Below are 21121 nucleotides of genomic sequence, written 5' to 3' on the forward strand. Positions count from 1 at the left end.
ACGCGGCGTGAAGGCCGCAAACGAGCTTTGCTCATTCAGACCCAGCGCCGAACCCGCGCGACATAGTCGTCATAGGCCGCGCCGAACTGACGGCGCATCTTGGCCTCTTCGAAGGGAATGTGGACCCAATTGGCGGTCGCGAATACTGCAACTGGCACGATGAACATCGGCCAGGCCCCGACCCACACCGCGATGCCCAGCACGAGCAGCACAAGGCCGGAATACATCGGATTCCGTGTGAACCGGTAGGGACCGCTGGTGACCAGCACGCGATTGGTCGGCGACGTCGGTTCGATCTCGGTGCCTTCGCGCCGAAACAGGACGAACGCCCACACCGGCGCGATGAACGCGATCACCACCAACGCGATTCCGAGCAGCGGAATCGGCAGCCCGGGCAGCGTCGGCCAGCCGAGCCACCAGCTCAGCGTCGCGCCAACAAGCAGATAGATCAACGTCCAGATCGGCGGAGGGAGCTTGAGCATGGTCGAACCCCGTTGCGATAGACGCACAATCAGCGTCTCGGTTGCCATTGCGGCGTAGTGCTACCACACAAACTTGTTCGCTTTGGGTTTTGCCGTGCCGATTCATCCAGCAAATGGAACGCAGCGCAGAAATCGAGGCGGCGCACACTTAATCTGGATCGTGGCGACGCCGCGATGACCAATCTGCGACGGATCATCTCACCTTGCCCTCGTGCACCGGATGAGCCACCATTCCCCGGCCGTCCAGCAACAACACAAACGGGCGGGGGGAAACGCATGAGCAAGGACGCTCGGTTCGACTATGGCTGGGTCGTCGTCGGCGCGGGCGCGCTGATGACCTGCGTCGGCTTCGGCACCATGCTGTCGCTCGCGGTGTTCCTGCAGCCGATCTCGGATGCGATGGGCTGGTCGCGTGCCGGCGTATCGGCCGCCGCGACGTTGGATTTCCTCTGCATGGGTCTTGCGGCGTTCGCCTGGGGCGCGCTGTCCGACCGCTTCGGCACCCGCATCGTGGTGCTGGCGGGCAGCCTGCTGCTCGGGCTTGGCCTCGTGACGGCAAGCCGGGCGCAGAGCCTGTGGCAATTCCAGCTCTGCTTCGGCGTGCTGATCGGGATCGCCGCCGGCAGCTTCTATGCACCGATGATGGCGCTTGCGAGCGCCTGGATCGACAAGCATCGCAGCCTCGCCGTCGCACTGGTGTCGGCCGGCATGGGCGTGTCGCCGCTGACGGTCGCACCATCCGCGAGCTGGCTGATCACGGCCTATGACTGGCGCTTCGCGATGCTCGTGATCGGCATTGCCGCATGGGCGCTGCTGATCCCCGCATCGTTCCTGGTGCGCCCGGCGCCGCAGGGAACGACCGTCGTGATCCCAACGGCTGGCAATGCGCCGCAAGCGGAATGGAGCGTGGCGCAGGCGCTGCGCACGCCGCAATTCATCACGCTCGCACTGGCCCATTTCGCCTGCTGCGCAGCGCATTCGGGCCCGATCTTCCACATGGTGTCCTACGCCATGGTGTGCGGCATCGCGCCGCTCACCGCGGTCACGGTCTACAGCCTCGCCGGCTTCTCCGGGCTCGGCGGACGCCTGCTGCTCGGGGTGCTGGCCGACCGGCTCGGCGCCAAGCCGGTTTTGGTCGGCGGCCTCTTGGTGCAGGCGCTGTCGATCGCGACTTATCTTGCGGTGGCGCAGCTCGGCGAGTTCTACGCGCTGTCGGTGGTGTTCGGCCTCGCCTATGGCGGCGTGATGCCGCTCTATGCCGTGCTGGTGCGCGAGTTCTTCGGCGCGCGCATCATGGGCACGGTGTTCGGCGCCGTGTCGGCTTTCGCGAGTCTGGGCATGGCGCTCGGGCCGTGGGCCGGCGGCTACGTGTTCGACACGTTCCATGGCTACACGTGGCTGCACGCCGGTTCCTTCGCGATCGGCCTTGCCGCGGTCGCGGTGGCGCTGAGTTTCTCCACCAAGCGCCAGCCGACGCTCGATCTCGGCCGCGCCGCCGCCTGAGCGCGATGCATGCGCCGATCGCGCGCGGCCGCGATGGATAGCTGATCTGCATCGGCGCCGCCCCGCCTTGCCCTCTCCTGCCGGATGGGCCACCATCGCCTGCCCCGCCCAACAACAACGTCAGAAGGGGCGCCGAGGAAACGCATGAACAAGCCGCAGGGAGTAGACCTTGTCGAGCGGGCGCGCGCGCTGGCGCCGCTGATCATGAGCGAGGCCGACGAGATCGAACGGACGCGGCGGCTGACGCCTTCCGTCACCGCGGCGCTCGTCGAGAATGGGCTCTATCGCGCGCTGCTGCCGAAGCGTTTCGGCGGCGCCGAGGCGACGCTGGACGCGTTCATGCAGATGCAGGAGGAGATCGCCAAGGCCGATGCATCGACCGCCTGGTGCCTCGGCCAGTGCAGCGTCTGCGCCATGACCGCGGCCTATCTCGAGCCCGATGCCGCCAACGCGATCTTCAACACCGCGCCCGGCATCCTGGCCTGGGGCGCGATCGCCCACGAGGTGCGCGCCGAGCCCGGCGGCTACCGCGCCAGTGCGCGCTGGGATTTCGCCTCCGGCTCGCGACAGGCGAGCTGGCTCGGCGCCCATGTCCGCGTCGTCGAGGCCGACGGCTCGCCACGCAAGAAGGCCGACGGCTCGCCGGAAATCCGCACCATCCTGTTTCCGGTGTCGTCAGCTACGATGTACGACGTCTGGGACGTGATCGGGCTGAAGGGCACCGGCACCGATTCCTATTCGGTCGACAACCTTTTCATCCCTGAGGCATTCGCCGCGCTGCGCGACGACCCCGCCGCGTGCCGCGAGCCGGGGCCGCTCTACAAGCTCTCCACCAACATGGTGTTCAGCATGGGCTTTGCCGCTACCTCGCTCGGCGTCGCGCGCGCCATGCTGGATGCGGCGACCGAGCTTGCGCGGGCTAAGACCCCGCAAGGCCTCAAGGCGATGCGCGAGAACAACGCGGTGCAGGGCCAGATCGGCCGCACCGAGGCGAGCCTGCGCGCCGCGCGCGCCTATCTGTATGCGACGGCGCACGACGTCTGGAGCGATCTCGCCCGCGGCGATCCGATCAGCGAGGCGCATCGCATCGCGATCCGCATCGCCTCGACCTGGACCATCCACCAGTCGGCCGCCGTGGTCGACATCGCCTATCACATGTCGGGGGCAACGGCGGTGTTCGCCAAGAATCCGTTCGAGCGGCGGTTTCGCGACATGCACGCGATCGCGCAGCAGATCCAGGCCCGCGACACCCAGTATGAGGACGCCGGCAAGGCGATCCTGGCGGGCAATCTCGGCGCTCCGCCGACGACGCGCTAAAGCGCGATGGCGTCAGGTTGAACCAGGGCGTGCACTCATCAATCCGCCGCCCTGTCGGCTCTACTGCAGTTGTGTTTGTGCACAGCGCGCCAGGTTGGCCCTGACCACGAGGTGATGAAAAGGCCTGATCGCGTTGAGATAGGTGAAGCCCAAGGCATTGTGGGTATGCACAACGGTTGTCGCGATGAGCAGCGTGCCCGTTGGAGAGTGGCGTCGGAGCAGGGATAGCCGGAAGTCCAGGTGTCGGTCATCCGTACCGAGCACAATTTCGTCCTTGCCCTCCCAGTGCACCGGGAAGAAGTCCACCCGTTCATGGCTGTCGGGGGACGTCCTGACCGTATCGGAGGTTTTGATGCCAAAGGGCGTTACCATGGCGTCGCGCAGCGCGATCAATGCCTTTTGCCACGCGGGTGGATTGACGAGTGTCCGCGTCGCCAGCTCGCGCATGCTCGGCTGTTCCGATGCACTCAAGTCGATGCTGTAGCTATCGAGTAAACTGGCGTTCTCGTACCAGCTCGCAACGACACTTTCCGACGGCGGCGTCGTCCGGCGTACCCGCGGTTTTCGGTCTAAACCGATGCTCATGACGATGTCACCTATGCGAGCGGCCAATAGGAAGAGCTACTCTCAGTTTTAGACGCGGTGATTTCCCTACGCTGAGCTCGCAACTCGTCGCCGGTTTGCAGGTCTTCAACTCTACGGTGATCGGCGCGGGGTCTCAAGGCCGATCTACGCGTCAAAGAATTGATCCCACGAACGATAGAGAGATCAATGTTCGAGGCACGTTCACACTCAAATCGCGAAGGACTGATTGCGGCTAGCTGCATTGAGAAGGACGGACGTCCGCTTTGCGTCAAAAGCGGTTGATCACTTCCGAACCCAGGGACTTCCGGTTCACTTCGGAGAGCCGGCCTTCTCGAAGATCATTCAGACCGTCAGCTATGGGACCATCAACGGAAATGCCTCCATCGCCTGTTGAACAAGGGATGTGGCGGCGAAGGATCAGTTAGGCTCAATCGTAATTGTTGGGATCCATGATCGCTATTCGGATCTCCCGAGCGAAGCTGACGAGAGAAACCCCAAACAATATAAGTGCTAAGGTAAACAACAGAGCAACGCCTCTTTCATGAGGCAGCTCAAAAAACGCATCTACAAATGCGACGATCATGAGAAGAATGGTGACGAGCGCACTTGCTACCGCCCAAAAGAGCGCTCGATTGATGAGCGCCGCACGGCGGTTGAGTTGCGACATATCGGGGTAAACCCGCTCCTTAGTCGGCTCGGCGCCTTCATGAAACCCAACAACGCGACACCTGTCGATGATCCGGTTGAGGCGTGTCACCAAAACAGATATGAAGCCGGCAACTGCGCCCAGAATGAATGCTGGTGCAATCGCGTGACTGATGACTTGGGAAAGCTGCGTGACTGATGGCGTTTCAAGCATGCGCGCCGGTCATCCCCGCACAGCACTACAGGTGTTGCGGGTGCAATCCCGGTAAACACCCCGGCACTCCGGGGATGGTATTTGCTTCAAGGACAGGCAGTCGCGATATCGTGCGCGGCAGGTATTCATGCATTGCTGTTTGGCAGTCTGAGCCGCAGCGAATATGAGAGGGGCGAGATCGGCGTCCCTCGCATTGAGTGTTCTCGCACACCATGGCTGAAGAACTGCGAAGACCACGGAGACGACAGCAAACTGCTTACTACAATTCATGGCTCAGCCCCTTTAGGTCGAACAATGCGGCGATCAAATACCGGTCGTAGTTCGCGATTGACGTACTGCCCTTATGTTAGGCAGCAACAAAGGTCTCACCAAGACGAGGAGTACGGGGTCTGCCGCGACCCCGTGCTCACTCCCCACATCACACCTTCTTCACCGGCGGAATCTTCCATGATCCGTCGATAATCGAAGGATCGCTTTCGTCGGGCCAATACATCCGCAGCATCAGGATAAAATCGCCGGGAGGTGCGGGAAGCCAGTTCGACTCCTTGTCGGCACCGGGCGAGTCTTTCTGAATGTACAGATCGGTCGATCCGTCCGGGTTCGATTTCAGATTTTGCCGCGCGCTGATCGAGTAACGATTGAGCGGATTGTTTACGAAGAAGTAGCCGGCATCGTACATCGTTAACGACCAGAAACCCTCCGCAGGTGGCAGTTGGCCTTCGGAGAAGCGCATTACGTATTTGTTCGCGCCGTTGTACTTCTTGCCTTCTCCGTCCTTCATCGAGGTCGGGTAGACCGCATCCTGCGGCCGGTTGGCACCGAGCCCGATAGCGGTGACGAGCGCCCGCATCAGATAATCGGTACCATAGATGCCGGTCTTGGTCGTATAGGCCCAGCCGTTCTCGTCCTTGACGTCCTTGTTGATCTTGAACTGCAGCATGATCCGGTCGAAGCCGACCTCTGGCACGCGTTTGACGAAATCCGCCTTGAGCTTAGTCGCATCGAAGTCCTGACCGGGAACGATGCCAATGCTCGCAAACTTGGCGAGCTGAGGTGCGTCCACTGCCGCTGGCGGATTTTCTTTCATGAGCTTGCAGAGCAGCGTGAAGTACGCCACAGCGTCCATGCGGTTGACCTGCTCGCGCACGGCCGTCTTCATGTCGATCGATGGATCGACGCTCCCTGCGGGAGGCGTGTAGGGTTTGCCGTACGAGCTAAGCGGCACGAGCTTAAACTCATCCTGCAGCTTGTGGACCTCGGCATAATCTTCAGGCGTGCCGGTGCAGTAGATGCGGCCTAGTAGCCAGACAATGTTGGTCGGAGATTTGTACTCCTTGACGCCGGCGGGCAGTGTGCCCTTCCATCCGGGGCCAGTTACCGCGTAGGTCTGCGCACCGGTACCGGTGGTACGCTTACCCGGCACCTGAAACACAGTGGTCCAACCATCCAGCATCGGGAAAAGCGCATAACGTCCGTTCATATCCGGAATGCTGAGTACCCAAGGCTCCTTGCCGACATCGAAGAACGCGGTCGTGTATAGCGTGTCGGCATTCGGCGCCGTTACGTCCCGGAACGAAGCATCTGGATACTGGCGTAGCTTGATGATTTGGCCCATCGGCCCGCGCGTTCCGATCGGGTCCGCCACGTTGGTTATGACCCTCCGCGTCGTCTCCATCGTGACCAGTGGATAGCCAAAGATGTAGGCGTCGGTGGCAAGTATGAAATCCTCAAGTCCTTCCCCGATCCCAAGAAAAGAGCCGAGTTCGGCCCGGCTTACGGTGCTTGCGGATGTTCCGGCTAGCAGGCTGAGACCGCCAAGCGTTGCGGCGCGGCGAGTGATGCTCATCACAATCCTCCAGTTGGGTTGCTGGCTCTCCGATGCTTTCAGCTCTCCCAAAGGTTACACCGTATCATGGCCTCGACCTGTGCGATATGCCCTTCCGGACAGCTTTGACGTCCGATCAGGGGCAAACTCACAGAGCAGCTGACCCTCGAAATAGGTCCGTACCCAATGCCGAATCCCAAGGCTGGCAAGGCCAGCCTTGGCATCGATCCAAGGTGCAAATCAGACCGGCGTCGCGAGCGGTTTGCCTTTTCTCCACGATGTAATTGATCAATAGCCTAGTTTTCATCTCTGCAGGCTTGCCGCCGGCATGCGGGGTTTGAGGCGGGATCTGAAAGGCTTCGCCGGCCTTGAGTATGCGCGTCGGTTGGCCCTCGACCGGAAGTTCGCCCCCGCCACCTTCCATGACGTAACTCGACTCGATTCCCGGATGCGTGTGGCGTGCTACCCCGCTGGCGTTTATGACGCGCCCTAACGACCGCGAGGACGCTGCGCTCCTCTCTCGCTCGTGGAGGGCTGGGGGTAGCGCCGCGAATGCCATCGTGGACAGCCCCGCGCGCCGCGCTCCTGACGACGCTCCGCGTCGCTCGGGGCGCGTCGGCCTAAGAGCGAGCTTCGCTGGTCTCGACCGCCCGCAAGCAACGGAGGCGAAGCGAGTCTGCGGTCCGACTGCTTCAACCCAGTCTCATCGCGCTTTAGCGAACAGTACGAAAGTAGCACCGGCGGCCATGATCGCGGTTCGGATACCGGCGCCAACAACATCCGGTTGTTAAGCTTTTTGTGGGACTTTGCGGCCGGCGCTAATGCCTGGAGTTCCACTGGCCCCATGTTCAAGCTTCGATCGATTGCCGCCCGCCTGATCCTGGCGATTTCACTGACCGTTGCAGTCGCCTGCGCCATCCTCGGCAGCTTCTGCATCAGCCAGCAGCGCACGCTGACGCGGCTCGCGCTCGATCAACAGCTCAAGCTGCAATATGACAGCGTGATTGCAGCGATCGAATACGAAGGCCGCGCCGCGCTTGCGGTCTCGGCCGTGATCGCCGCCCTGCCGCCGGTCGAAGATGCCATCGCCAGGGGTGACCGCGATGGCCTCGGCAAGCTGCTCGGCGCCGCCTCGGCGTCGATGAAGGCGCAAGGCATCCCGCTGATCTCGTTCTGGCAGGCGCCGGCGACCAGCTTCTACCGGGTCCACGCGCCGAAACTGTTCGGCGACGACGCCTCCACGCGTCGTACGACGGTGGTGGAATCGATCAAGGCCGGCAAGCCGATCGTCGGCGTCGAGCCCGGCCGCGAAGCGCTTTCGATCTTCGGCATGACCCCGGTCATGCATGACGGCAGGACGCTGGCCAATGTCGACGTCGGCGCCGCCTTCGGCAAGGAATTCGTCGACCGCGCCAAGAAGCGCTTCGGCATCGACCTCGCCGTGCATTCCTTCGACGGCCAGACCTTCAAGCGGCTGTCCTCGACCTTCGGCGACACCGTGGTCGCAACCCCGGACGAGCTCAAGAGCGTGATGAACGGTGCAGCACTGCTGCGCGATGCGAAGCTCGACGGCCATGCGGTGGAGCTCTATCTCGGGCAGATCAGGAATTATGCCGGCGAGCCGGTCGCCGTGCTCGAGATCATCAAGGACACCAGCGACTATGAAGCCGCCGCGGCGAGCGCGCAGCGCAATCTGATCCTCGGCACCGTCGCGATCCTGGCCGCGGCCGTGTTGCTGGCGTTCCTGCTCGGCCGCGGCCTGTCACGGCCGCTCACCGCGATCACCGCGGTGATGAACCGGCTGTCCAGCGGCGACACCAGCGTCACGATCCCCGGCAGCGAGCGGCGCGACGAGCTCGGCACGATGGCCAAGGCGGTCGACGTGTTCCGCCGCGGCATGCTCGAAACCTCCTCGCTGCGCGATGCACAGGAGGCCGACAAGGTGAAGGCCGCGGCCGACAAGCAGGCGCTGCAGCGGCAGATGGCCGACCGCTTCGAAGCCGACGTCAAGGGCATGGTCGCCGCCGTCGCGCAGTCGTCGAGCGCCATGCAGCGCGTCGCGGGCGAGATCACCACCAGCGTCAACGGCACCTCCGAACGGACCGCAGCGGCAGCCGCCGCGTCCGAGGAGGCGTCGGCCAGCGTCAATGCGGTCGCGGCCGCCACCGAAGAGCTGGCCTCCTCGATCACCGAGATCGGCCGCCAGGTCAGCCATTCCAGCCGCGTTGCCGACAACGCGGTGGCCAAGGCGACGGAGACCACCGAGATGGTGACGAGCCTCGCCGCCTCCGCGGAGAAGATCGGCGACGTGCTGCGCCTGATCAGCGCGATCGCCAGCCAAACCAATCTGCTGGCGCTCAACGCCACCATCGAGGCGGCGCGCGCCGGCGAGGCCGGTCGCGGCTTTGCCGTGGTCGCCGCCGAGGTGAAGGAATTGGCGAGCCAGACCGCGAAGGCGACCGACGAGATCGCCGGCCAGGTCGGCGCGATCCAGTCCGCCACCGGCAACTGCGTCAGCGCGATCGGCGACATCAGCGGCACCATCCGCGAGATTTCGGGCATCGCCACCGCGATCGCGGCCGCCGTCGAGCAGCAGGACTCGGCGACGCGGGAGATCGCCCGCAGCGTGCAGCAGGCATCTTCCGGCACGGTGGAGGTCTCCGCCAATATCGCGGGCGCCAGCGAAGCCGCCGGCCAGTCCCGCGCCCTCACCGGCAATGTGCTGGATACGTCGAGCCAGCTCGGCGATCACGCCTCCGCGCTGTCGCACAGCGTCGACACGTTCCTCGCCGGCCTGCGCAACGCGGCCTGAGCGGCGGCGCAGCGATCGTCTGCCTCGCTGACGGCGGCCTCGACGACGTTCAAGGCGCTGTCATCGTGAGGCGCGACTGACCCGCGCCCCGGGCAGCTTGCCCCTCCAGCCCAGCGCGATGACCGCCGCCATTCCCAGCAGCAGCACAACGCTGAGCAGGAGGTCGACGATCTCTTGCGCATGGGTACAGGAATTGAACGCACAGCCTCGCAACAGCATGTCGGCAATCACGCCGAGCAAGGTGACGATGAGGAAGATGAGCGGCAGATACAGGCAGATCAACAATATGCGCTGCCAGCGCGCCGGCATGAGGGACGCCCGCGTCTCCTCGACGCGCTCGATGATGAATTGGCCCGGCCGCGCCCTCGCTGGATCGCGGATCTGCACCGTCGACCGCGTCACCGGATCGTGGAGTACCAGCCGAGAAAGCCCTTGATCAGGAGCCGAGCGCACGCCTTCAGGAAGCCGACATTGCCGCCGGTCGCGTCATCGACGACGCGCAGATTGCTGAGATGATGCCCGACGGTCCCGCCCGTGAATGACACCAGGACCGGTTCGTAAAGCACCAGCGCCGCGATCACCACGATCCCGAGCGCACGCGAAACGGAATCGATGGCGACCACGGACACCACGAGCAAGGCGGCGGATATTGCCACCAGCGTGACGATCCAATCGATGAAGATGCCACGAAAGCGGCGGGAGAACCGCGCATAGAGCGGCGGTACCGCCGCAACAGGTGGTACGGTGCTGCTGATGCTCATCGGGCTCATCTCGTTCTGGCACCCCGGCCGTTAAGACGAAACGGCGGCGGTGAAGGTTCAACCCTGGGCTTTCACGCCGTTGGCGATTGCTCTAGTTTCCGTGCAAGCGCACCAAACAACCATGACCGGGCGATGAAGAAATCGAACGCCAGAGTGACGAGGAAACCGCGGCCGCGCAATCCCGCCTCGGCAGATGCGCTGTTCGACGCTTACCCTGCCCCGGTCAAGGCCAAGCTGCTGGCGCTGCGGCGCCTGATCTTCGAGACCGCGAAGGCCACCAGGGGCGTCGGCGCGCTGGAAGAGACGTTGAAATGGGGGCAGCCGAGCTACCTTACGCCGGAGACCGGCAGCGGCAGCACGATCCGGATCGATCAGGTGAAGCCCGCCGCCGACCAGGTCGCGGTCTATTTCCATTGCCAGACCAATCTGGTCGAGACCTTCCGCGAGCTCTATCCCGAGCTCAGCTACAGCGGCAACCGCGCGATCCTGCTCGATGTCGCGGGGAGGCTTCCGGAGGCGGCGCTGCGCCACTGCGTGGCGCTGGCGCTGACCTATCATTTGAACAAGAAGGCGACGTAGCCCGTGATGAGGTTAGGTCGAGGAGCGGCGGCGGTGTGCGCCCTCGCCCCGTTCTTACGGGGAGAGGGTTAGGGTGAGGGGCCGTCTCCGCACATTCGGTGATAGCTGCGTTCGCGGAGACTCCCCCTCACCCGGAACGCATCTGACGATGCCTTCCGGCCTCTCCCCGCACGCGGGGCGAGGCGAAGCGGGGTTCGACGCTTGGTCCGAGATAACATCATCTCACTTTAGACTTCACTACGCCGCCGTCGCGACGCGCTGCGCCTTCAGCAGGCTGATGACCTCGGCGTTCGGCCGGGCGCGGCTGAACAGAAAACCCTGGCCCTCGTGGCAGCCCTCGGCGCGCAGGCAGCTCAGCTCCGCCTCGGTCTCGACGCCCTCGGCCGTGATGGTGACGCCGAGCCCCACGCCGAGGCTGACGATCGAGCGCACGATCGCCTGCGCGTCCGGGTTCGCGCCGAGGTCGCGCACGAACGACTGGTCGATCTTGATCTTGTCGAACGGAAAGCTGCGCAGATAGCTGAGGCTCGAATAGCCGGTGCCGAAATCGTCCATCGACATCCGCACCCCGAGCGCGCGCAGCGCATGCAGCGTCGCCAGCACCTGGCTGCTCTTCTCGAGCAGCAGCGTCTCGGTGATCTCGAGCTCGAGCCGCCGCGCCGGCAGGCCGGATTGCCGCAGCGCGTCGGTGACCAGCGCCAGCAGATTGCCGGTGCGGAATTGCAGCGGCGACAGATTGACCGCGACGCGGACGTCGTCGGGCCATTGCGCCGCGTCCATGCAGGCGCGACGCAGCATCAGCGCGCCCAGCGGATTGATCAGGCCGGTCTCCTCGGCCACCGGGATGAACTCGCCGGGCGAGATCATGCCGCGCTCCGGATGCGGCCAGCGCACCAGGGCCTCGAAGCCGGTGATGCGTCCGCTGGCGAGATCGACCAGCGGCTGGTAATAGGGCCGCAGGCCCTCATTCTGGATCGCGCCGCGCAGATCGATCTCGATCTTGCGGCGGCTCTGCGCGCGCGCATCCATCTCGGCCTCGAAGAACGAGAAGGTGCCGCGGAATTCGCTCTTGGCGCGCGACAGCGCCATGTCGGCGCTCTTCAGGAGCTTTTCGGAATCCTCGCCGTCGCCGGGCGACATCGCGATCCCGATGCTGGCGCCGACCACCACCGAATGGCCGTCGAGCAGATAGGGCTCGCCGATCGCATCCAGGATCCGCCGCGCCAGCAGCACCGCGTCCTCGGGCCGCATCACGCCGCCCTGCACGATGGTGAATTCGTCGGAGTTGAGCCGGGCCAGCGCGTCTTCCTCGCGCAGCGTCGAGCGCAGGCGCTTGGCGACCCCGCGCAACAGTTTGTCGCCGATGCCGTGGCCGAGCGTGTCGTTGACCGCCTTGAAATTGTCGAGCCCGAGCATCAGCACCGCGACCTTGTCGGTCGAGCGGCGGGTGTGCTGCAGCATGTCCTCCATCTGCTGGCGCAGCAGATTGCGGTTCGGCAGGCCGGTCAGGCTGTCGTGCTGGGCCATGAACGCCAGCCGCGCCTCGGCGCGCTTGCGCTCGGTGATGTCCATCAGCGCGAGCAGCATCGCCGGCTGGTCGCCATGCATCAGCTGGCGCGAATAGATCGCAAGGTCGATCAGCGTGCCGTCCGCGCGCACATGCTTCCAGGTCCGCGCCGCCTGCTCGTCGCTGCTGCGGCCTGCGGCCCAGGGCAGCTCGGCATCGAACGCCTGCAGGCTCTTGATCGTCATCTTCTCGAATTCGGCACGGACATAACCATAGTGCGCGATCGCGGCGTCGTTGACCGCGAGGATCTTTTTGCCGTCGAGCGCGCACAGGATCATCGGCACCGGATTGCCGTCGAACAGCAGGCGGAACGACGCCTCGCGCTGCTTCAGTTCGGTGATGTCGACGCGCAGGCCGACGATGCCGCCATCCGAGGTCAGCCGCTCCTCGATCAGCACCACGCGGCCATCGGCCAGCACCTGCTCGTGCCGCTCGCCCGGCCGGTACATCTTCTCGAGCCGCTCGGCGATCCACTCTTCCTCGCGCCCGGCGGCCTCGGGATAGTCGCCGCGCGCAACGCCGACGCGGATGGTGTCTTCCAGCCGCGCACCCTGCTCGAACAGGTCGGAACTGCGCTTGTAGATTTCCGAGTATTTCTTGTTCCAGAGGGTGTAACGGCCTTCGGGGTCCAGGAACACGATGCCTTGCGGCAGGATGTCGATCGCCTCACGTAGCCGCGCATTGGACTTGCGGGCCTCGGCGATCGCGGCATCGGCCTGCGCGCGCTGGCGCACCAGTTCGCCGATCTCGACGGCGGTCCGGCGCGAACTGCCGGACATCTTCGGCATCGGTCTCACCCGGCGGCCCTGAGGACCGGACAGTTTGGCCTGCTTCGGTTTCTTGATCTTTTTCGGCCGCATCATCGGTATCGCACGCCCCACGCGCATTCCAGTTCGGCGACATTTCTGCGATAAGTGTCTGAAAAATTGGTATCTCTCGGCGAATGGCTGCGCTGCCTGAGAAAGCCATACCTGCCTGCTTTGCAGGCGAGCTCACGCCGAACGCGAGGGGCCGGCGCTGCGCAAGCGCCGCTGCGCGCAGATTTGCGGCGTGGAAGCGCCGGAGCGTGGTGAAGGAAGGGTAAACCAGCGTCCGCCTGCACAGTGAATGCGCCGAAAACGCTGCGAGCGCATCAATGTTTGCCAGCGTGTGACAAGGTTATCACGCGGTAAAGGCGCGACCGGATTCACGCCGTGCTGCGACGCCAGTTGGTGATCTCGATCCGCGTGCCGTAACCGCGGCGACCGGTCGACACCGGCCAGTTATAGCGCGTTGCGCCGTCGACGCTCACCGCCATGCGCTGCGATGATTTGTCGATGTGAACGACGATGTCGGCTTGCGCCGGAGAGAGTGCCAATGTCGACGCGGCAATCGCGGCGGCAAACACCGGCCGTACGCAACATACGCTCGTCATCATAACGCCTGCCTGAAATGATTGCGCGCATGATGTCGCCTGCAACGCGCGCTTGTAAAATGGCGTGGATCACATGCGAGCCGGCAAGCCGCGGGTCATCTTGATCGGCCTTGTGGGCGATCAAGCAAATGGGATGAAAGCGCGGTTGGCCTGCCTCGAATCCATGTTAGCCTTGCGCAGACAGAGTGATCCGAATGACACCCCGCCTGCGTCTGATCCCGCTCCTGATCTCCGCCCTCGTCGCCTGCAGCATCTCCGCACGTGCGCAGGACAAGGGCTCGCTCAATCCGCAGCCATTGCCGCCGCTCGCTAACCCCGGCGATCCAACGATCGGGGCGAAGCAGCTGTTCGCGCGCAAGGTGTTGCCGGCGGCACTGCCGACCCAATCGATCGGCGGCTACACCAAGGGCTGTCTCGCCGGCGCCGCGCAGATGCCGCTGAACGGCGACACCTGGCAGGTGATGCGCCTGTCGCGCAACCGCTATTGGGCTCATCCCGCCATGATCGCTCTGTTGAAGCGGCTGGCGGCCAACGCGCACAAGGACGCCGGCTGGCCGGGCATCCTGGTCGGCGACATCGGCCAGCCGCGCGGCGGCCCCGCACTCTCCGGTCACGCCAGCCACCAGATCGGCCTCGACGCCGACATCTGGCTGACGCCGATGCCGGATCGCAAATTGTCGCGCGAGGATCGCGAGGAGATGTCGGCGGTGATGATGGTGCGCGACGACCGGCTCGATGTCGATCCGCGCGTCTTCACGCCCGGTCATGTGCTGGTCATCCGCGATGCGGCGCGCGAGCCGGCGGTGCAGCGCATCTTCGTCAACCCGGCGATCAAGAAGGCGCTGTGCCGCGAGGCCAAGGGCGATCGCCGCTGGCTGTCGAAGATCCGGCCGTGGTGGGGCCACGACTATCATTTCCACATCCGCATGCGATGTCCGCCCGGCAGCCCGGCATGCGAGGGACAGAAACCGCAGACGGAAGGCGAAGGCTGCAAGCCGTCAGATCTCGCCTTCTGGTTCAAGGATTCGGTGCTGCATCCGAAGCCTCCGCCGAAGCCGCCGAAACCGCGCCCGCCGATGACGCTGGCGCAGATGCCGGCGGCCTGCAAGACGGTGCTGAACGCAACCGACGCCAAGCAGTAATATTCAGAGCAATAACATCTTTGTCAGGCGGCTTTTCCGGCCGGCTTGAACTGCGTTATGATCTCGCGTCGTCGCGCCGTAAGCGCGTTCGAGCGATGGATCGGGGCCGCTGATCTCTTTCATCCGTCACAATTGCACTGGACCAGTCATGCGCAAATCGCTCCTCGCCGCATCGCTCCTGCTTGCCTCAGTTCCCGCCTTCGCGGCGGAAGAGCCGAGCGGCTGCGACAAGTTCAAATGGTCGATCGACCGCGCACGCGCCGCGCTCACCGCGCCCGATCGCGCCAAGCTTGCCTCGGGCAGCGAACAGGCCGCACTGCCGCCGACCGCCATCACGCTGGCGCTGGTTGCGCCCGGCGAGGCCAAACTGCCGACGCCGCCGGAGCGCGCGCCGAAGGACGGCACCTTCGCCGGCTTCACCAGCTTCAAGGCCGCACCGAAGGCCGGGCTCTACACCGTCAGCCTGTCGGCCGGTGCCTGGGTCGACCTGGTGCAGGACGGGCATTTCCTGAAGCCGAAGGCCTTCAGCGGCGCGACCGATTGCGACGGCATCCGCAAGACCATGAAATATGACCTTGCTGCCGGCCCCTTCGTGCTGCAGGTCAGCGGCTCAAAGGAGAACTCGCTGTCGATCGCGATCCAGCCGTCGGATGAATAGCACGAGCGGTTAGACAAACGGTCGCCTTTACCGTAAGTCCCAGCCTGCTATGTTTGCAGTGCGATATCCCCGAGGACCGTAAGTCCGTCGGGGACCCGCGGAACAGCGCTTCCGTCCGTCGCGCCCAGAACCCACCCAACGCCTGATTCGCGCGCCCGTTTGCGCTCGAGCTCGCACGGAGCGCTTCCATGTCACGACTTGCCGGACTTTTCACTGCCTTCGTCATCCTGCTCGGCGCGATCCATTCGCCCGCGAGCGCCGAAGACAAGACGCTCACCGTCTTTGCGGCCGCCTCGATGAAGAACGCGCTCGACGAGATCGATGCGGCCTACACCGCCAGGGCCGGCGTCAAGATCAACGCCAGCTATGCAGCAAGCTCGGCATTGGCAAGACAGATCGAGCAGGGCGCGCCGGCCGACGTGTTCGTCTCCGCCGACACCGACTGGATGGACTATGCGATCAAGCAGAAGACCATCAATGAGCCGACCCGGGTGAACCTGCTCGGCAACTCGATCGTGCTGATCGCGCCGAAGGATTCCATGATCGGCAATGTCAGCATCGGACCCGGCTTCGATCTCGCCAGGCTCGCCGGCGACGGCAAGATCGCCACCGGCGACGTCAAGGCGGTGCCGGTCGGCAAATACGCCAAGGCCGCGCTCGAGAAGCTCGGCGCCTGGCAGGCGGCGGAGCCGAAATTCGCGATGGCCGAGAGCGTGCGCGCGGCATTGACGCTGGTGGCGCGCGGCGAAGCCGTGCTCGGCATCGTCTATTCGACCGACGCCAAGGTCGAGCCGGGCGTCAAGATCGTCGGCACCTTCCCGGCCGACACCCATCCCGCGATCATCTATCCGGTCGCGGCGACCACGACCGCCAGGCCCGAGACCGCTGACTATCTCGCCTTCCTGCGTTCTTCCGCGGCGAAGACGATCCTCGAGAAGTACGGCTTCAAGTTCCTGATCAGCCCGACGACGTGAGCGTGTTCGAGATCTCGCCGACCGAATGGACGGCGATCCTGCTGTCGCTGCGGGTCGCCGTCATCGCAACGCTGGTGGCGACCCCGTTCGGCATAGCGGTCGCCTGGCTGCTGGCGCGGCGCGATTTCTGGGGCAAGTCGCTGCTCGATGCCGTCGTGCATCTGCCGCTGGTGCTGCCGCCCGTCGTCACCGGCTATCTGCTGCTGCTGACCTTCGGCAAGCGCGGACTGGTCGGCGGCTGGCTGGCCGATCATCTCGGCATCGTCTTCGCGTTCCGCTGGACCGGTGCTGCGCTCGCCTGCGGCGTGATGTCGTTTCCGCTTCTCGTGCGCCCGATCCGGCTTTCGATCGAGGCCGTCGACCGCCGCCTCGAGCAGGCCGCCGAGACGCTCGGCGCCGCGCCCTGGCGGGTGTTCGCAACGGTGACGCTGCCGCTCGCGCTGCCGGGCGTGCTGGCCGGCATGGTGCTCGGCTTTGCCAAGGCGATCGGCGAGTTCGGCGCGACCATCACCTTCGTCTCCAACATCCCCGGCGAGACCCAGACCATTTCATCGGCGATCTACTCGCTGATCCAGACGCCTGATGGCGACACGGCCGCAGCGCGGCTCGTGATCATCTCGATCGTGCTCGCGGTTGGCGCACTGGTCGCCGCCGAAGTGTTTGCGCGCCGCGCCACCGCGCGCCTGCACGGACAATAGCGATGCTGCGCGTCGACATCACCAAGCAGCTCGGAGAGTTTTCGCTGGCGGCGTCGTTCAGCAGCGAGGGCCGCGTCACAGGCCTGTTCGGCGCGTCCGGCGCCGGCAAGACGTCGCTGATCAACATGATCGCCGGGCTGGTTCGTCCTGATCGCGGCACCATCGTGATCGACGGCGAGACGGTCGATGACACGGCAGCCGGCATTCACGTCCCGACCTGGCGCCGGCGCATCGGCTACGTCTTCCAGGACGCCCGGCTGTTTCCGCATCTCGATATCAGGCAGAACCTCGATTACGGCCGCCGCATGAACCGCCTCACCGAGGATCCTGCGCAACACAAGCGCGTCGTCGATCTGCTCGACATCGGCGCCCTGCTCGACCGACGCCCCGGAAAGCTCTCCGGCGGCGAGCGGCAGCGCGTCGCGCTCGGCCGCGCATTGCTGTCCAAGCCGCGGCTATTGCTGCTGGACGAGCCGCTGGGCGCGCTCGACGAAAGCCGCAAGCTCGAGATCCTGCCCTATCTGGTGCGGCTGCGCGACGAGGCCGGCGTCCCGATGGTCTATGTCAGCCACGACGCGGCCGAGCTTCGCCAGCTCGCCACCCAGATCGTGATGCTGCGCCGCGGCCAGGTCACGGCGTTCGGCGGTGTTAAGGTGTTGACGGGCGGCGCCTAGCTGGCCGTTTTTCCGAAAGTCGGCATAAGATAGCCCATCTTGTCTGCTAGGCCCGGATCGGGACATCCGATCGGGCATGGGGAAAGGTGCACTTTGCGACTGACTGGCTGGGTATTGCTGCTGATCGGCGGGCTGCTGTGCGCCACGATTTCGTGGGCCGCGCTCGGCTTCCTGCTGATGGGCATCGGCCTGATCTCGCTACAGGTCGCCGAGCGCCGCCGACGCCTCGGTGATGATGCCGTGCCGGCCGGGGCTGGGGGATTTACCCCGCCGCGCCTCAGTCCCGGGCTACAGCCGCCGATCCTCGCCCCGGTCACCGGCCAAGACACTGACCAGGACACCGGACCGCAACGCCAGCCGCGCCGGGTGGCCTGGCCCGACAAGAACGCGGACACGCCCTATGACCGGCAGGCTTGGCGCCGGCTGGTCGAGAGCGATCCCGATCTCGCCCAGCTTGCCAAGGTGCTGGCCGACTACGGCCCGCAATATGTCGACGAGCTCGCGGCCAGCTATCTCGCCGCCCCCGACAAGAGCCGCCTGGGCGCGATCGTCGACGGCATCATCGCGCGCGCCCGTGACGGCCAGCCGGCCCCGCCGCCCGCGGTCGAAGCATCGCAGCCACCGCCGCTGACGCCAGCCCGACCGGAGCCAAAGGCCGCCCCCGCCGCCAAGCCGGCGGCTTCGCCGAACAATCCCGCCAATGCACTGGAAGCGTCCCTGCTCGCCACGGTCGAGGAGGCTTCCGCCAGGGTCGCCGCCGAGCGCGCGGGTCTCTTCAAGCCTGCCAAGGACCCTGGCAAGGCCACCGACAGCCAGCCGTCGACGGCGAGCCAGCGGGAGCCGCTGTTCGGTCGCGCCCCCCGTGATGCGAAGCCCGCCGAGCCGCCGCCGATGCCGGCGGCGACGCCCGCCGACCTCGAAGCATCGTTGATCACGGCCATCAGCGAGGCCGCCGCCAGGCGGGCGGACACGTTCAAGCCGGAGCCGGAGCCGGTGTCGGAGCTGCCGAAGCTGCCACCAGCGAAGGCCGAGATCGGCGCCAATCCGCCAAAGCCCGTTCCGCCTCCGCCCGCCACCACGCCGCCCGCGAAGACGGCGCCTACAAAAACAGCGGCCGACAATCTGGACGAGACGCTTCTCGCAGCGCTGGCTGAGATTTCCGGCCAGAAGCTCAAGGGCGGGCCCAAGGCGGACGCTACGTCCAAGGACCCGCCGGCGGACGACGGCCTGTCCGACATGATCAAGAAATTCGCCCCGGATTCGAGCTTCCTGCGCAAGCAGTGATGGCGCGGCTCAGACGCCGGCGACCGACGCCCAGATATCGGCGAGCTTGCGCCGGATGGTCTGCATCCGCGTCTGCGGCACGACCTTCTCGTCTTCCTCCGGCAGGCGCAGGCCGACGACATTGACGCGGCCGCCGCTGATGCTGCGCGCCACCAGCACGATCTCGTCGAGCGCGAGCTCGGCACCTTCCTTCGGCGCGCGGTCGAGATTGACGTCGAAATAATCCGCGAGCGTCAGCTTGGCCTGGTGCTCGTCGACCTTGACGCCGTAGATCTCGGCGAGCTCACCGAGGGTATGCTCGCCGGACACCATGAAGTCGCCGAGCAGATGCGGATCGGGCGCGCTCGACGGCGCCATGTCGACGAAGAAACGATCGAGCGCCTCGGCGCGCTCCGGCGGCGCCAGCAGATAGATGTAGTCGCCGGGCGTGACCGGATCGGCCTCGACCGGCGTCAGGATCCGCTCGTCGCGGATCACCAGCGTCGGCTTCGACCACGACGGGATCAGGCCGCGGCGGAAATACAGGCTCTTCGGCCGCACCGGATAACCGACCAGCTGCTGCTCGAGCTGGCCGGGCAGGTCCAGTTCGACACGGCGCGGACCGCGCTCGGCGCGCGGCAGCGCGACGTGCAGCCGCCGTGCCGCCGGCGCCAGCGTCCAGCCCTGCAGCAGCAGCGAGATGATGACGACGACGAAGGCGACGTCGAAGTAGAGATAGGCCTTCGAGAGGCCGACCAGCATCGGGATCGAGGCCAGGAAGATCGCGACCGCGCCGCGCAAGCCGGTCCAGGCGATGAAGACCTTCTCCCGCCAGTTGAACTTGAACGGCGCGAGACAGATCAGCACCGCCAGCGGCCGCGCCACCAGCATCAGCGCGAATGCCACCAGCACCGCGCCGCCGGCGCTGGAGAGCAGGCGATGCGGCGACACCAGGAGGCCGAGCAGCACGAACATCACGATCTGCGCCAGCCAGGTCGCGGCGTCGAGGAACGTCACCACCGAATTATGCGCGCGGGTCGGCCGGTTGCCGATGATGATACCGGCGAGATAGACCGCGAGGAATCCCGAGGCATGCACGATCTGGGAGCCGCCGAAGATCACCAGCGCCGCGGTCGTGACGAACGGCGCATGCAGGCCCTGCGGCAGCGCGACGCGATTCAGCGCGATCACCACCAGCCGGCCGCCGATCACCCCGATGATGGCGCCGAGCACGGCTTCCTGGATGAACTCCATCGCGATGTGCGAGGCCGAGCTCTGGCCGATCGAGATAAACTCGACCAGCATCAAGGTGAGGAAGATCGCGAACGGGTCGTTGGTGCCGGACTCCGCCTCCAGCGTCGCGCCGACCCGCGGCCGCAGGCGCAGGCCCTGGGTGTGCACCAGGAGGAACACCGCCGCGGCGTCGGTCGAGGCCACGACGGCGCCGACCAGCAATGACTCGGTCCAGTTGAGGTCGAGCACATAGCGGGCGACCGGCGCCGTGATCAGCGCGGTCAGCAGCACGCCGGCGGTCGCCAGCATCATCGAGGGCGCCAGCACCGTGCGGATGCTGGCAAACCGCGTCTTCAATCCGCCGTCGAACAGGATCAGCGCCAGCGCCACCGAGCCGACCAGATAGGTGGTGCGGACGTCGTCGAACTGCAGCCGGCCGGGGCCGGAATCGCCCGCCAGCATGCCGACCAGCAAGAACACCAGCAGCAACGGGGCGCCGAACCGCAGCGCCAGCAGGCTGGACAGGATGCCGGCCATCACCAGCACCGCGCCGAGCAGGATCGCTATACTGACGGAGTCGAGGGATGCCATGCGCCTTCGGAGATCTCAAATACTTGCAATTGCATCCTTATCGTCGCCACACTGGGACGCCAACCGATTTCTGAGATAAGCGGCAATGTGCCCGGTCTTTCCTCCCCTAGGTCGCCTCGACACTGTGTTGTATCGATGGTCGCGTGCGCGCCTTTGTGGGAATCTGCGTGGGCATTCGAATCAC

General features: G+C 65.3%; 20 protein-coding genes. 10 read left to right on the top strand and 10 right to left on the bottom strand.

The window, feature by feature from the left end; all coding sequences use genetic code 11:
* Positions 1–35: 35 nt before the first annotated feature.
* On the bottom strand, positions 36–482 hold the full coding sequence (locus tag AC066Y_RS02175) for a methyltransferase family protein (protein WP_478272442.1): 447 nt from the start codon (positions 480–482) through the stop codon (positions 36–38).
* Between the two features lie 276 nt (positions 483–758).
* Between AC066Y_RS02175 and AC066Y_RS02180 the strand changes: the two genes are divergently transcribed.
* Together AC066Y_RS02180 and AC066Y_RS02185 are read left to right on the top strand one after the other, a co-directional pair.
* Positions 759–1985, top strand: coding sequence for an MFS transporter (locus tag AC066Y_RS02180; protein ID WP_478272443.1), 1227 nt, complete (start codon positions 759–761; stop codon positions 1983–1985).
* Between the two features lie 144 nt (positions 1986–2129).
* Entirely contained in the window at positions 2130–3302 is a 1173-nt protein-coding gene (locus AC066Y_RS02185) for an acyl-CoA dehydrogenase family protein (protein ID WP_478272444.1), read from the top strand.
* A gap of 60 nt (positions 3303–3362) precedes the next feature.
* On the opposite strand, the gene AC066Y_RS02190 is transcribed toward AC066Y_RS02185, so the two are convergent.
* From AC066Y_RS02190 to AC066Y_RS02205, 4 genes are all read right to left on the bottom strand, one after another.
* Entirely contained in the window at positions 3363–3887 is a 525-nt protein-coding gene (locus tag AC066Y_RS02190) for a DUF2867 domain-containing protein (protein WP_478272445.1), read from the bottom strand.
* Positions 3888–4314: 427 nt separating this feature from the next.
* Entirely contained in the window at positions 4315–4746 is a 432-nt protein-coding gene (locus AC066Y_RS02195; RefSeq protein ID WP_478272446.1) for a DUF2721 domain-containing protein, read from the bottom strand.
* Positions 4747–5164: 418 nt separating this feature from the next.
* Entirely contained in the window at positions 5165–6592 is a 1428-nt protein-coding gene (locus AC066Y_RS02200; RefSeq protein ID WP_478272447.1) for a DUF1254 domain-containing protein, read from the bottom strand.
* 127 nt (positions 6593–6719) lie between these two features.
* Positions 6720–7130, bottom strand: a complete 411-nt coding sequence (locus AC066Y_RS02205; protein ID WP_478272448.1) for a cupin domain-containing protein — start codon at positions 7128–7130, stop codon at positions 6720–6722.
* Between the two features lie 285 nt (positions 7131–7415).
* On the opposite strand from AC066Y_RS02205, the gene AC066Y_RS02210 reads away from it, so the two are divergent.
* Positions 7416–9383, top strand: coding sequence for a methyl-accepting chemotaxis protein (locus tag AC066Y_RS02210; protein ID WP_478272449.1), 1968 nt, complete (start codon positions 7416–7418; stop codon positions 9381–9383).
* A gap of 60 nt (positions 9384–9443) precedes the next feature.
* Here AC066Y_RS02210 and AC066Y_RS02215 read toward each other — a convergent pair whose 3' ends face one another.
* Entirely contained in the window at positions 9444–9770 is a 327-nt protein-coding gene (locus tag AC066Y_RS02215; RefSeq protein ID WP_478272450.1) for a hypothetical protein, read from the bottom strand.
* Positions 9771–9781: 11 nt separating this feature from the next.
* Entirely contained in the window at positions 9782–10144 is a 363-nt protein-coding gene (locus tag AC066Y_RS02220; protein WP_478272451.1) for an RDD family protein, read from the bottom strand.
* A gap of 132 nt (positions 10145–10276) precedes the next feature.
* Here AC066Y_RS02220 and AC066Y_RS02225 point away from each other — a divergent pair, with 132 nt between their 5' ends.
* Complete coding sequence (locus AC066Y_RS02225) at positions 10277–10723, top strand: DUF1801 domain-containing protein (RefSeq protein ID WP_478272452.1); 447 nt, start codon at positions 10277–10279, stop codon at positions 10721–10723.
* 237 nt (positions 10724–10960) lie between these two features.
* On the opposite strand, the gene AC066Y_RS02230 is transcribed toward AC066Y_RS02225, so the two are convergent.
* The gene (locus tag AC066Y_RS02230; RefSeq protein ID WP_478272576.1) at positions 10961–13069 is read right to left on the bottom strand and encodes a putative bifunctional diguanylate cyclase/phosphodiesterase; all 2109 of its coding nucleotides are present in this window, start codon (positions 13067–13069) and stop codon (positions 10961–10963) included.
* A gap of 407 nt (positions 13070–13476) precedes the next feature.
* Positions 13477–13677, bottom strand: a complete 201-nt coding sequence (locus tag AC066Y_RS02235) for a hypothetical protein (protein ID WP_478272453.1) — start codon at positions 13675–13677, stop codon at positions 13477–13479.
* 221 nt (positions 13678–13898) lie between these two features.
* On the opposite strand from AC066Y_RS02235, the gene mepA reads away from it, so the two are divergent.
* The 6 genes from mepA (at position 13899) to AC066Y_RS02265 (ending at position 19134) form a co-directional block, all read left to right on the top strand.
* A complete protein-coding gene (gene mepA / locus AC066Y_RS02240) occupies positions 13899–14846 on the top strand; it encodes a penicillin-insensitive murein endopeptidase (RefSeq protein ID WP_478272454.1) in 948 nt (315 codons plus the stop codon).
* A 148-nt stretch (positions 14847–14994) separates the two neighbouring features.
* Positions 14995–15504, top strand: coding sequence for a hypothetical protein (locus tag AC066Y_RS02245; protein WP_478272455.1), 510 nt, complete (start codon positions 14995–14997; stop codon positions 15502–15504).
* A gap of 188 nt (positions 15505–15692) precedes the next feature.
* Positions 15693–16478, top strand: a complete 786-nt coding sequence (gene modA, locus AC066Y_RS02250; RefSeq protein ID WP_478272456.1) for a molybdate ABC transporter substrate-binding protein — start codon at positions 15693–15695, stop codon at positions 16476–16478.
* A gap of 2 nt (positions 16479–16480) precedes the next feature.
* Positions 16481–17176 (top strand): molybdate ABC transporter permease subunit, encoded by a 696-nt coding sequence (gene modB / locus AC066Y_RS02255; protein WP_478272457.1) that lies wholly within the window; start codon positions 16481–16483, stop codon positions 17174–17176.
* A 2-nt stretch (positions 17177–17178) separates the two neighbouring features.
* Entirely contained in the window at positions 17179–17850 is a 672-nt protein-coding gene (gene modC / locus AC066Y_RS02260; RefSeq protein WP_478272458.1) for a molybdenum ABC transporter ATP-binding protein, read from the top strand.
* A gap of 114 nt (positions 17851–17964) precedes the next feature.
* Positions 17965–19134, top strand: coding sequence for a hypothetical protein (locus AC066Y_RS02265; RefSeq protein ID WP_478272459.1), 1170 nt, complete (start codon positions 17965–17967; stop codon positions 19132–19134).
* A gap of 9 nt (positions 19135–19143) precedes the next feature.
* On the opposite strand, the gene AC066Y_RS02270 is transcribed toward AC066Y_RS02265, so the two are convergent.
* The gene (locus AC066Y_RS02270) at positions 19144–20937 is read right to left on the bottom strand and encodes a potassium/proton antiporter (RefSeq protein WP_478272460.1); all 1794 of its coding nucleotides are present in this window, start codon (positions 20935–20937) and stop codon (positions 19144–19146) included.
* Positions 20938–21121 lie beyond the last annotated feature (184 nt).

This window comes from Bradyrhizobium sp. USDA3010 (assembly GCF_056429065.1).

What these genes read in the sequence shown, in the direction of transcription:
- AC066Y_RS02175 (WP_478272442.1), bottom strand. Translation starts at nt 482, where the DNA reads ATGCTCAAGCTCCCTCCGCCGATCTGGACGTTGATCTATCTGCTTGTT.
- AC066Y_RS02180 (WP_478272443.1), top strand. Translation starts at nt 759, where the DNA reads ATGAGCAAGGACGCTCGGTTCGACTATGGCTGGGTCGTCGTCGGCGCG.
- AC066Y_RS02185 (WP_478272444.1), top strand. Translation starts at nt 2,130, where the DNA reads ATGAACAAGCCGCAGGGAGTAGACCTTGTCGAGCGGGCGCGCGCGCTG.
- AC066Y_RS02190 (WP_478272445.1), bottom strand. Translation starts at nt 3,887, where the DNA reads ATGAGCATCGGTTTAGACCGAAAACCGCGGGTACGCCGGACGACGCCG.
- AC066Y_RS02195 (WP_478272446.1), bottom strand. Translation starts at nt 4,746, where the DNA reads ATGCTTGAAACGCCATCAGTCACGCAGCTTTCCCAAGTCATCAGTCAC.
- AC066Y_RS02200 (WP_478272447.1), bottom strand. Translation starts at nt 6,592, where the DNA reads ATGAGCATCACTCGCCGCGCCGCAACGCTTGGCGGTCTCAGCCTGCTA.
- AC066Y_RS02205 (WP_478272448.1), bottom strand. Translation starts at nt 7,130, where the DNA reads ATGGCATTCGCGGCGCTACCCCCAGCCCTCCACGAGCGAGAGAGGAGC.
- AC066Y_RS02210 (WP_478272449.1), top strand. Translation starts at nt 7,416, where the DNA reads ATGTTCAAGCTTCGATCGATTGCCGCCCGCCTGATCCTGGCGATTTCA.
- AC066Y_RS02220 (WP_478272451.1), bottom strand. Translation starts at nt 10,144, where the DNA reads ATGAGCATCAGCAGCACCGTACCACCTGTTGCGGCGGTACCGCCGCTC.
- AC066Y_RS02225 (WP_478272452.1), top strand. Translation starts at nt 10,277, where the DNA reads ATGAAGAAATCGAACGCCAGAGTGACGAGGAAACCGCGGCCGCGCAAT.
- AC066Y_RS02230 (WP_478272576.1), bottom strand. Translation starts at nt 13,069, where the DNA reads ATGTCCGGCAGTTCGCGCCGGACCGCCGTCGAGATCGGCGAACTGGTG.
- mepA (WP_478272454.1), top strand. Translation starts at nt 13,899, where the DNA reads ATGACACCCCGCCTGCGTCTGATCCCGCTCCTGATCTCCGCCCTCGTC.
- AC066Y_RS02245 (WP_478272455.1), top strand. Translation starts at nt 14,995, where the DNA reads ATGCGCAAATCGCTCCTCGCCGCATCGCTCCTGCTTGCCTCAGTTCCC.
- modA (WP_478272456.1), top strand. Translation starts at nt 15,693, where the DNA reads ATGTCACGACTTGCCGGACTTTTCACTGCCTTCGTCATCCTGCTCGGC.
- modC (WP_478272458.1), top strand. Translation starts at nt 17,179, where the DNA reads ATGCTGCGCGTCGACATCACCAAGCAGCTCGGAGAGTTTTCGCTGGCG.
- AC066Y_RS02270 (WP_478272460.1), bottom strand. Translation starts at nt 20,937, where the DNA reads ATGGCATCCCTCGACTCCGTCAGTATAGCGATCCTGCTCGGCGCGGTG.